Here is a 10,367-nt window from a genome sequence, read left to right on the forward strand (position 1 = left end):
CGGAACTGACGCTCATTTGTTCAGTCCCCGGTATGCGGTGCTTTCCGCTCCTCGAATCGCTGTCCGGCAAGGGGTTCCGTTGGAGTGAAATGATCCATCGTAGAAGTGAATCCCATCAGATTGGAGGCTACCATCCGGGCAGAGAGTGTCGTCGTTACTTCGGACCGAGACGGACTGGCGTCTCGGTAATCGATCGTTTCGTTGCTCGCGTGCCATGTAGTTCAATATCGGACGTGGATTTTAAAAAGGTATTGGGTCTACGTCAATGATAAAGCTCTAATTTATCTTCTGACAGCGAGTTGGTACGTTTATGCAGTCGATATGTTCGTTTTCCTCGACGGGAGCGTCATCGGTCTTTTACTATCCCGAAATGGAACCTTTCTCCGACGATGGCGAACTTCGATGGACGGGAGTATCGGCAGATAGTCCGGCGACTCGCGCGAAAAGTCAACGATCGGATCGATACCGGGATGAGCATGCGCGCCGCGCTGTATTGTTCTGTCGGGGAGTGTATCGGCGACCTCTGGAATCGGGACGTGTCGCTACGCGTCTGTGAACTCTCCGAACGGGAACCGGAGATCGAGATGGTGAACGAGATCGTCGCCGAGGATGTGACCGACACGCACGCCGATTATGAGGTGTTCATTCGCGCGGTGGCGTTCTCCGTCCTCTATCAGGACGTGCGCGAAGCGGTCGAAAACACGATTCCGGTCGAACGGGACGCCGCCCGTTCCGACTAGCCACGCCGTTCGATCTCTTCATCTTCGACCGACGCAGGCCGGGCGACAAGTCCATACGTTTAGGCACGTCCGGGTCGTGGTCAATCCATGCCCGACACTCCCCACCCGGACGAGGAATTTTCGCCCTGTACCAACTGCGGGACGCTCGTCGATCTCGGTGAGTACCACCCCACGGTCATCGTTCGTCACAGCGTCACCGCCAATCAAACCGAAAACGTGACGCTCCACTTCTGTAGCGAGGATTGTCTGGACGAGTGGACCGGTCCGTTTCCGTAGTATCTCGAAAACTATCCGCCGTTCCGATCCGTCGCTCCACCGATACGCCGTTCCGCCGATCCATCCCCCACCGTTCGGCTGTACGCGGTAATCCGACCATACCCGTAGTTTTCCCACGGATGTCTCCGAAACGCTCAGCGATTTTTACCCGTCTCGGAACCATGGTTCGGTTATGGAGTTCGAACGTCCGGAATCGCGGTGGAAACGAGTTGCAATCATCGTCGGCATCGCGTTCGGGTTTCTCGCCGTTTCGTTCGTCGCGATCCCAGTCGCGCTCCTCGCCGGTGAACTCCTCGCCGGAATCGTCGTCGGGATCGTTCGCGTGATCACCGAACCACGTACGGGTCAGCACCCGGCATGAACCGTCCCAGATCGACCGACTGCTGATAATCCGACGAAAGGATCCCGGTCAGGCGCTCGCGGAGTTCGTCGCCGTCGTCCGCATCCCACTCGCGGGGATCACGAATCGGAACGACGAGGAACCCCCGTCCCTTGATCTCTTCGGCGTGCAGCGCCGCCATGTCCGGTGTTCCGCCGTCGAAGCCGTATTTGTCTGCCTGCGCGGTGAACTCCCAGAAGACGTGTTCCGTCGCCGTTTCTCCGACCGGCAGGAGGACGTGTGCCGCGATGGCTCTGAGTTCGGCGTCGAAAAAGCGCTCCATGTCGTCGTACTCCTTCGGGGTCGGTGGCCGACCGTCGGGAAGCCTGCTCATGTGGAGGTAACTCATGAACAGGTTGGCGATGGTCGGTTCGTTGCTGTACACGTCGCCGAGGAGGCCGACGTCGTTCAGCACCGGTTGGAGTTTTTCGCCGGCTTCGCCGCCGGTGAACGGGACGTTCGTCTCGGTACCACCGTGCGTTCCCGGGTGGTCGCCGATGAGATGGAAATCCGCGTTCGCGTCGCCGTAGCCGAACACTGCACAGTCCCCGTCGTGCCGTTCTTCACACTGACAGGAGGGTCGCATTCCGAACGGGTTACGTACCCGTCCTTCTTCGTGGAGCCATTTCACACCTTTCGTAGCAGTTCCGTATGAAAAAGCGCGTCGGTACGGGTGAATCTCATCGCTGACTGGCTGAGATTCTACGATCGTCCGTCGCGTGTATGAACACTGAAAACGGTAGATGCATTGAGTGATGCACCGAACCAGACACAGAGGTATAGATTTGACAGGCGCAAAGCCGTGGATTTTCGTGGGTGATCCAATTCTTATTCGTTCCCTCCTTCCTGGTATGTCATAGCATATTCTACAATGGCAGATTACTATTTAGTCTTTGTGGTGGTTTTAGTGCCCAAATCCCTCCATTGGGAACCCATTGCCGGAATAACAGTACAAATGCGGTCTCAAGAGCGAAATAATTTGAATATGTGGTTTGTACTTCCCCCACATACTTTCGAGATGAGACGCATGACTCATTTCTGCGGATGTGTTCGGTGGTCGATGCGCCGCTCCCGGGAGTGTCGAACGCGAAAAAATCGTGGGACGAACGCTCGTGGTTACTTCTCGTTCACTTCCAGCACTCGGCCCGCCGCGATGGTCTGGCCCATGTCCCGCACCGCGAAACTCCCGAGTTCGGGAATCTCCGAGGACGGTTCGATGGAGAGCGGTTTTTGTGGCCTGACGGTCACGACGGCGGCGTCGCCGCTCTGGATGTAGTCCGGGTTTTCCTCGACGACTTCGCCGCTGGCCGGGTCGATTTTCTGGTCGATGGATTCGATGGTGCAGGCGTCCTGTGCCGTGTGGGCGTGGAACACCGGCGTGTAGCCCGCCGTGATGACCGACGGGTGTTGCATCACGACGATTTGGGCCGTGAACGTGTCCGCCACCTTCGGCGGGTCGTCCGCCGGACCGCAGACGTCTCCCCGTCGGATGTCGTTTTTCCCGACCCCACGCACGTTGAAGCCGACGTTATCTCCCGGCCCCGCTTCGGGAACTTCCTCGTGGTGCATCTCGATGGTCTTCACTTCCCCGCTTACGTCGCTGGGTTGGAACGAAACCGTATCGCCCATGTTCAGCATGCCGGTTTCGACGCGTCCGACCGGAACGGTCCCGATTCCCGAAATCGTGTACACGTCCTGAATCGGCAGGCGGAGCGGCGCGTCGGTCGGTGCTTCCGGCATCGGCAGGTCGTTCAGCGCTTCGAGGACCGTCGAACCGTCGTACCACGGCATCTCGTCGCTCTGTTCGACGATGTTGTCGCCCGCGAGTGCCGAAATCGGGATGAACGACGCGTCCTCGGTGTCGAAGCGGACCTGATTCAACAGTTTCGTCACTTCGTCTACGACCTCACGATAGCGGTCCTCGTCGTAATTGACCGAGTCCATCTTGTTGACCGCGACGATGAGTTCGTTGATACCCAAGGTGCGCGCGAGGAAGACGTGTTCCTGTGTCTGCGGTGCAACGCCGTCGTCCGCTGCGACGACGAGGACCGCGTTGTCGGCTTGGCTCGCGCCCGTGATCATGTTTTTCACGAAGTCACGGTGGCCGGGCGTATCGACGATGGTGAAGTAGTACTCGTCGGTGTCGAACTCCTGATGGGCGATGTCGATGGTGACGCCGCGTTCCCGCTCCTCCGCGAGGTTGTCCATCACGTAGGCGAACTCGAATCCGCCTTTGCCTTTCTCCTCGGCTTCGCGCTTGTGCTGTTCGATGACGTGCTCCGGGACGCTTCCCGTTTCGAAGAGCAGTCGGCCGACCAACGTGGATTTCCCGTGGTCGACGTGGCCGATAATCGCTAGGTTCTGGTGTGGTTTGTCTGGCATTCCCCATTCCCCCGTGTAGGGAACGTATCGGTACGAATGAGGAAAACAGTTGTGCCGACTCCATCAAAATCCGTGGGAGGAGATGCGCCGACCGGACGATCCGACGGTTAGATGGAATACACGGTCGATCGCGTCGGAAGTTTGATGCGAACCGGATCGAATGCTACCGTATGGAAGCGCCGCAGAGAAGCTTTGAAGCGTTCCTCATCGGTGACGACCTCGGCCTGACCAAACGATGGGGAGCGATTGCGGTGGGTCTCTTCACCCTCGTCCTCGCCATCTCCGTTTCCGGGTACGACCAAACCGTGTATTCCATCGTCCCCGGACGGGTGGTCGTCTACGGTGCGGCGACGCTACTGGTTCTACTGGCGGGGTGGCAGGCGTATCGAAACTGCGGCATCATCGTTAGCGTCTCCCTGTGTCTCGCTCCCGTGAGTGCCCTCTTCATCCGAATCATCGGCGAAGGACAAACCAGCAGTCCGACAGCCGTTGGGACACTCCTCCTCGGTGTCGGTTGGGGACTGGCGTTCGGCGTGCCCCCCGGTATCCTCGGCTTCCTCCTCGGATACGCAGGGAGAAACGTGATGCCCACGGAAAAATCCGCTTGAGCACCTACTCGTTGGATTCACACATCGACCGAGGGGAGAGACTGAAATCCCACACCACCCGACTTCGGTCAACTCCTCCTCCGTGCCCCCTCTTTCCGGGCGTCGTCCCTATCGTCGCTCCCTCCACTGCTCCCTCTTTCCCTACCGTCTCCGTCCGTCAACGTCAGTTCCTCTCGCAACTGCTTCCGTATCCCGTCCGACGAAACCCCGTTCTCGCGCGCCCGTTCGGTGAGTTGATGGAGCGCCTCGCCGAACCCCTCTTCGTCCTCGACACCGCCGTTCGGTATCACCCCGTTCCCGATTCCTGCGGCCCGGTCGCCCGTCCGCCCGGCGAGGACGGCGTTGACCGCCGCGCCGAACAGGATGACGAAACTGCCGACGTACAGCCAGACGATGACCAACAGGAGGTTTCCGATGGTTCCGTACAGGCTGGTGTTGTACGCCGACACTTGGGCGTACATGTGGAAAATCGCGTGTAGGAGTTGCCACCCCACCGCCGCGATGACCACGCCCGGGAGGACTTCGCGGATGGAAACGTCGATGTTCGGAAAGACATAGTACATCGGGAAGAACGCGACGCCGAGGGCGAGTACCGACACGATCTCTGTCAGCGAACTGTCGAACGGAACCCGTTGCGGTGTCGGAAGCGTCGCGCTCGTCACGCCGATGGTAACGACGACGAGGACAAGTGCGACGAGGACGACGATACCGTCCTCCAGTTCGTCCACGAACGAGGTCTTCCGTTCCACGTCGTAGATGTCGGCGAATGCGGCGTCGAGCGCTCGGAAGATGCGGAACGTCCCCCAGAGAAGCACTCCGACCACGACGATGGAGTCGCCGGGCGAGGGTGCGCCCGTGATCGCGTTTCTGAGGAAGATGTTGGCACTCGCCGGGAGGTAGGAACCGATCTCCTGTACCAATTGTTCCGCGAGTTGCTGACCGCCGACGGTGGAGACGATGACCGTCAACAGCAGGAGGACGGGAAGCAGGGAGACGAACGAGTGATACGCGATGCTCCCCGCCATGAACTTGATGTTCTCCTCCCGCACCTCCTGCACGATGTCCCGACTCAGCGAGACCACACGACGGAGCCGAGGGTTCATACCCGATGTACGGGGAGGGAGCCTAAAAGTTCCACTTGTCATCCCACGAATATCGCTCGTCATTTCAACGAATCCTGCTTGCCCCGTCCCGCCGTTTTAAGCCCTTCTCGTCCCACTTTCGTGTATGAAAGCCGCAGTCCTCAGAGAGTACGGCGAACCCCTCGAAATCGAAGCCGTGCCGCGTCCGGACCCCGAAGACCACGGCGTCGTCATCGAAACCGAGGCGTGTGGCATCTGCCGGAGCGACTGGCACGCGTGGCAAGGCCACGGCGAATGGGCCGACGACCAAGTCCCGCTCGGCCAAATCCTCGGTCACGAACCCGCGGGAACAGTGGTCGAGGTCGGCGAGGGGGTAACGGACATCGCGGAGGGAGACCGAATCGCGGTGCCGTTCAACCTCGGACGAGGGCACTGTGAGTACTGTCGGAACGGCCACGGCAACGTCTGTGCGAACGGTATCGCGCTCGGTTTCGAGGAGGCCGCGCCCGGCGCGTTCGCCGAGGAAGTGCACGTCCCGTACGCCGACTACAATGCAGTGGGACTTCCCGACGCCGTCTCCCCCGTCGAGATGGCCTGTCTGGGCTGTCGGTTCGTCACGGCGTATCACGCCCTCGCTCACCGTGCCGATCTGACGCCGGGCGATTGGGTGGCGGTTCACGGTTGTGGCGGCGTCGGACTCTCGGCGGTTCACGTCGCGGACGCGTTGGGTGCGAACGTCCTCGCGGTGGATTTGGACGAGGACAAACTCGATACGGCGCGGGAACTCGGCGCTGACGAGACGCTCCGCGCCGACGAGGTGGACGTGCCGAGGGTGATTCACGCGCGAATCGGCGGGGCGCACGTCTCGGTCGATGCACTGGGCATCGCGGAAACCTGCCGCAACTCCATCGACTGTCTCCGTCCGCGAGGGCAACACGTGCAACTCGGGTTGACCACGGACGACGAACGAGGCGAAATCCCGTTCCCGACGGATGCCATGACGATGCGCGAAATCACGTTTCTCGGTTCGCGCGGGATGCCGCCGACTCGCTACCCCGAACTGCTTCGGATGATGGAGCGTGGTTCCATCTCGCCCGGCAAACTGGTGACGAAGACCGTTTCGTTGGCCGACGTCCCCGACCGCCTCGCCGCGATGAACGATTTCGGCACGTCCGGTATCGAGGTCGTCGAGTTTTCGTAGTTTCTGCCTTCTTCTACCGGATATTTTACCTATTTGGAAAATTAACTTGATGTATGACTTTCGACGGTCTCTCCCTCCAACGTGCCGTCCTCATCGGTGCTCTTCTCTTGGCAACGCCGTTCGTCGCGTTCTTCCTCATCGCTGGGGCGATGATGACGAATACCGGGCTGGTGGGGTGGCTGTTGCTGGTAACCCTCCCGTTGTCGTTGTTCGCCGTCGGTCTCTGGCTACTGGCTGGCGAGACGCTGGACTGGACGTACTGGGTTCGAAAATTCGCGTAGAATCGTTTCGCTGGTTTCCGATCTAGACCGGCACTTCGTTCAGACAGTTCACCTGGTCCCAGTCGCCCGTCTCGTCCAACCGATAGAGTCGCTGGCGTGCGTCGGGGATGTACACTTCCTCCGTGACGGCTCCGATTTCCGTCAGGTTCTCCAGCGCGCTCCTGACCGTCCGTGCGGACAACCGTGACCGCTGAACGATTTCCTTCTGCGTATGGGAACCACTGTACTCCAGAACTTTGAAAACGAGCTTCGCACTGGGCGGTAGCTCACATAGGCAGGTCAGGGTCTGCTTCTCCATACGGTTTCCAACGGAACCAACCCACTAAACCGCTCGCTAACCTTATAGTAACCCGGTGACATCCGTGTCACCGGAGAAAAAACGCAGGTTCTTTCATTGATGCCTGTGAATATAGTGATATGCAGCCTGAACTTGCAAGCAGAACGCGATCCTCGGACATGGACCGGTTGTTCTGCCAGGAATGTGGGGAACGATTCGACGCCGACGCTGCGACAGACGACGGCTGGCACTATCGGTGTCCGAACGAGGACTGCGACGGCGCGGGTATCCGGGAGGACCTCTACCCTGTAGGGGACGTTCTTCCCTCGCGTCGATAACGTTCGACTTCCAATCGAGTGGTTCGGTTTCTTTCTCCCCACGTTCGATAGAAACCCTTTAAGTTCCCCGCCGACGCCACAACGACCATCGATTGCGGTTTGACAGTTTCCTGATTCAGGCGCTCGCAACGCTCATGCTCGTGGCCGGTCTCGTTCTGGCCGGGTACGCACTCATTCAGCCGCCGCAAAGCTCGACGACGTACACCCTCTCGATACAGCAAGCGGACAAGAACGATCTCGGCGTGCGTTCTTCGTCAGTCAGGTACGGCGACCTATCTTTTTCGAGGAGAGAATCCCGCCGTTTACGGCGGGAGTGAATCCGACAACACCTCCACAGTCCACCGACGATGGCAGGCCGGAAATTCAACGCCAATCCAGATCATTAAGTAGGTTTATCTACATAGCCTATGTATGGCGATCCAAGTCAATCGCACCTACGTTGCCTCCATACAGAACCAGCAACAAGTGCAGAGTGACTTGGACTCGCTCGGGTTTGCCGCCTCGAAACTCTGGAACATCGCACGATGGACGTGTGACCGTATCTGGAACGAAACAGGGACAATCCCCGAGGATGGCCCACTCAAGGCATACCTGAAGAACCACGAACGCTACGCCGACCTCAATTCTCAGTCGAGTCAGCGAGTCATCGAAGAACTCGTTGAAGCGTTCTACGGTTGGTACGCCAAGCGCCGAAACGGGGACGACCGCGCAAACCCACCGAAGTACCGCAAACACAACGGCGAACACCCACGTTCCACAGTCACGTTCAAAGAAGACGGCTTCAAACATGATTCCCACAACAACCGGATTCGCCTCTCCAAAGGCCGAAACCTCAAAGAACACTGGTCGGACTTCATCCTCTGCGAAATCGAGACTCGACCAGACGTTGTTGTCGAGAACATCCGCCAAGTCAAAGCCGTCTGGAACGGCGATGAATGGGAACTCCACATCGTGTGCAAACATGAAATCGAGGCCGAGTCCCCCGGCGACGAAACCGCCGGAATAGATCTTGGCATCTCGAACTTCGCCGCCGTCTCGTATTCCACGGACAACCACGAGTTGTATCCGGGGAACGCTCTCAAGACCGACGAACGATATTTCGCCAAGGAAATAGCGAAGTGTAACTCCTCCCGGTCGAACAAGGCACTTCGACTCCGACGGAAGCGTTCCGAGCGTCGGTCGCACTACCTGCACGCCGTCACCAGACACATCGTCGCAGAATGCGTTGAACAGGATGTCGGAACGATTGCTGTCGGCAACCTCGAAGGTATCCGTGAAGACGACGAAACTGGCGAATTCCGTAACTGGGGTGACCGTGGTAACGAAGGCTTGCACGGGTGGGCGTTCGACCGCTTCACGAACCTGCTCACGTACAAGGCGAAAGCCGAAGGTATCGCCGTGGTCACGGTGAGTGAGCGAGACACATCGAAGACGTGTTCGTGTTGTGGGCAGAAGCGAGATGCTAACTGTGTGGAGCGTGGGTTGTACGTCTGTCGTGGGTGTGACGCTGTGATGAATGCCGACTCGAATGGCGCAGAGAACATTCGGTGTCGGTTAGACCAAGCAGAAAAGGTAACTCTGAATCCCCAATCTTCCGAGGATAGGAGTAGCGGGCGTGTGGCACGTCCTGTAGTCAACCTGTTCCGTCGTGGAGAACACGACCCGAGTAGTGGACAGGGGACGTTCGCTGAACCAGCGGGCATCTACAAACCGTAAATATCCCAACTGCTGTACGGGAAGCCCCGCCGTGAACGGCAGGGAGGATGTCACCGGACGAGGCCAGAATCGCGTTCGGTCATGCGAAACTGCACGGATCGTATCATATGTCTAGCAAACCGCCGGACTCGTTGTGGAATCATTCGTACGTCATCGACCATGAGAGCGTCTATTCGCTCACTATCTCGGAGACCGAACACATAACCGAGCGAATGGCGAACCTGTTCGGCGGGACGATGAGCGCCGTCATCGGGGCGTTCATCTTCGTCTCGTGGTTGGACGTGCTGTCGGGCTTTCGGGCGAACGAGTGACGGTTCAGTTCTCGCCCATCAGCCCGTCGATATCCTCGCGGAGGGCGTCGGCGAACTCACGACGGAGGCGAAGCGATTCTTCGTGTGGAAGCGTCCATCCTCCTTCCATCTGTTCCGAAATGGGGTGATAGCGCGTCACGTCGAACCCCATCGTGGTCAGGTAATCCTGCACGCGTAGCGACCCGATTCCTTCGCTGATGGCCGCCGTGCTGAGACCCCGAAGCTCCGGAAACGGTGGGATTCCGATCTGCTCCGTCCGGATTCCGGTTTCCCCCACGACCACGTCCTTGTAGTCCGTCTGATGCATGAGTTCCGTCACTTCACCCACGAGGCGGATTATCTCGCTCGGCAGGGCGGTGTCCGGGGCGCGCCACTCGACCGTCGGGGAGCGGTGGCGAAGCCGAACCGGCGTCAGCACGGCATCCTCGCGGTCGAAATGTTCGTTGAACGTTTCGGGATCGATACCGCGTTCCCGCGCGATGAGTTTGAGAATGTAGTACTGCTCGTCGATTCGGGCTTCCCACTGGTCCTCGTTTTCGACGTAGTCCCAGAGGTCGCGGTAGCGGGCGAACGTCGAGTGCGATTCGTAGCGATACACCGCCGCGCGGGACGAACAGGCCAGTTTGCTCCCGTTGTAGTACGGCGAGGAACAGACCAGCGCCAGCGCGGGGTCGAGCGCCGTCAGCAGGTTCAACTGTCGAACGACGTTTCCCTTATCGAAGTGGACGTGCGTCCCCGCACAGTTCATCGCGTACTCCACGTCGTCGCCGTATATC

15 protein-coding genes are annotated in these 10,367 nt (G+C 59.1%); 10 read left to right on the forward strand and 5 right to left on the reverse strand.

Going from position 1 to position 10,367, the window contains the following annotated elements; all coding sequences use genetic code 11:
• Positions 1-389: 389 nt before the first annotated feature.
• The 3 genes from WBV42_RS20560 to WBV42_RS20570 all read left to right on the forward strand — a co-directional run bounded on the left by WBV42_RS20560 (position 390) and on the right by WBV42_RS20570 (position 1,377).
• Complete coding sequence (locus tag WBV42_RS20560) at positions 390-740, forward strand: hypothetical protein (RefSeq protein ID WP_423987688.1); 351 nt, start codon at positions 390-392, stop codon at positions 738-740.
• Between the two features lie 87 nt (positions 741-827).
• On the forward strand, positions 828-1,016 hold the full coding sequence (locus WBV42_RS20565; protein ID WP_423987689.1) for a DUF7576 family protein: 189 nt from the start codon (positions 828-830) through the stop codon (positions 1,014-1,016).
• A 172-nt stretch (positions 1,017-1,188) separates the two neighbouring features.
• The gene (locus WBV42_RS20570; protein WP_423987690.1) at positions 1,189-1,377 is read left to right on the forward strand and encodes a hypothetical protein; all 189 of its coding nucleotides are present in this window, start codon (positions 1,189-1,191) and stop codon (positions 1,375-1,377) included.
• Here WBV42_RS20570 and WBV42_RS20575 read toward each other — a convergent pair.
• Together WBV42_RS20575 and tuf are read right to left on the reverse strand one after the other, a co-directional pair.
• Entirely contained in the window at positions 1,343-1,981 is a 639-nt protein-coding gene (locus WBV42_RS20575) for a uracil-DNA glycosylase family protein (protein WP_423987700.1), read from the reverse strand. The two genes, WBV42_RS20570 and WBV42_RS20575, sit on opposite strands and share 35 nt — an antisense overlap.
• A gap of 530 nt (positions 1,982-2,511) precedes the next feature.
• Positions 2,512-3,777: a translation elongation factor EF-1 subunit alpha gene (gene tuf / locus WBV42_RS20580; protein WP_423987691.1), complete on the reverse strand. Its 1,266-nt coding sequence runs from the start codon at positions 3,775-3,777 to the stop codon at positions 2,512-2,514.
• A 170-nt stretch (positions 3,778-3,947) separates the two neighbouring features.
• On the opposite strand from tuf, the gene WBV42_RS20585 reads away from it, so the two are divergent.
• Positions 3,948-4,385, forward strand: a complete 438-nt coding sequence (locus tag WBV42_RS20585) for a hypothetical protein (protein WP_423987692.1) — start codon at positions 3,948-3,950, stop codon at positions 4,383-4,385.
• A gap of 68 nt (positions 4,386-4,453) precedes the next feature.
• Here WBV42_RS20585 and WBV42_RS20590 read toward each other — a convergent pair whose 3' ends face one another.
• Positions 4,454-5,488, reverse strand: a complete 1,035-nt coding sequence (locus WBV42_RS20590) for a YihY/virulence factor BrkB family protein (RefSeq protein ID WP_423987693.1) — start codon at positions 5,486-5,488, stop codon at positions 4,454-4,456.
• A 124-nt stretch (positions 5,489-5,612) separates the two neighbouring features.
• Between WBV42_RS20590 and WBV42_RS20595 the strand changes: the two genes are divergently transcribed.
• Together WBV42_RS20595 and WBV42_RS20600 are read left to right on the forward strand one after the other, a co-directional pair.
• Positions 5,613-6,668 carry a zinc-dependent alcohol dehydrogenase family protein gene (locus WBV42_RS20595; RefSeq protein WP_423987694.1) on the forward strand — a complete coding sequence of 352 codons (1,056 nt, stop codon included), beginning with the start codon at positions 5,613-5,615 and terminating at the stop codon, positions 6,666-6,668.
• Between the two features lie 53 nt (positions 6,669-6,721).
• Positions 6,722-6,949 carry a hypothetical protein gene (locus WBV42_RS20600; RefSeq protein ID WP_253228409.1) on the forward strand — a complete coding sequence of 76 codons (228 nt, stop codon included), beginning with the start codon at positions 6,722-6,724 and terminating at the stop codon, positions 6,947-6,949.
• 22 nt (positions 6,950-6,971) lie between these two features.
• Here WBV42_RS20600 and WBV42_RS20605 read toward each other — a convergent pair whose 3' ends face one another.
• Entirely contained in the window at positions 6,972-7,247 is a 276-nt protein-coding gene (locus WBV42_RS20605) for a helix-turn-helix domain-containing protein (RefSeq protein ID WP_066138817.1), read from the reverse strand.
• Positions 7,248-7,366: 119 nt separating this feature from the next.
• Here WBV42_RS20605 and WBV42_RS20610 point away from each other — a divergent pair, with 119 nt between their 5' ends.
• The 4 genes from WBV42_RS20610 (at position 7,367) to WBV42_RS20625 (ending at position 9,591) form a co-directional block, all read left to right on the forward strand.
• On the forward strand, positions 7,367-7,564 hold the full coding sequence (locus WBV42_RS20610) for an HVO_2901 family zinc finger protein (protein WP_423987695.1): 198 nt from the start codon (positions 7,367-7,369) through the stop codon (positions 7,562-7,564).
• Positions 7,565-7,656: 92 nt separating this feature from the next.
• The gene (locus tag WBV42_RS20615) at positions 7,657-7,881 is read left to right on the forward strand and encodes a hypothetical protein (RefSeq protein ID WP_423987696.1); all 225 of its coding nucleotides are present in this window, start codon (positions 7,657-7,659) and stop codon (positions 7,879-7,881) included.
• Positions 7,882-7,975: 94 nt separating this feature from the next.
• On the forward strand, positions 7,976-9,280 hold the full coding sequence (locus WBV42_RS20620) for an RNA-guided endonuclease InsQ/TnpB family protein (RefSeq protein WP_423987697.1): 1,305 nt from the start codon (positions 7,976-7,978) through the stop codon (positions 9,278-9,280).
• A 107-nt stretch (positions 9,281-9,387) separates the two neighbouring features.
• A complete protein-coding gene (locus tag WBV42_RS20625) occupies positions 9,388-9,591 on the forward strand; it encodes a hypothetical protein (protein WP_423987698.1) in 204 nt (67 codons plus the stop codon).
• A gap of 4 nt (positions 9,592-9,595) precedes the next feature.
• Here WBV42_RS20625 and WBV42_RS20630 read toward each other — a convergent pair.
• On the reverse strand, positions 9,596-10,367 hold a 772-nt coding region (locus WBV42_RS20630; protein ID WP_423987699.1), incomplete at its 5' end, for a glutamate--cysteine ligase.

Origin of the sequence: Haladaptatus sp. (assembly GCF_049589095.1) — an archaeon.
Classification (GTDB): Archaea; Halobacteriota; Halobacteria; order Halobacteriales; family Haladaptataceae; genus Haladaptatus.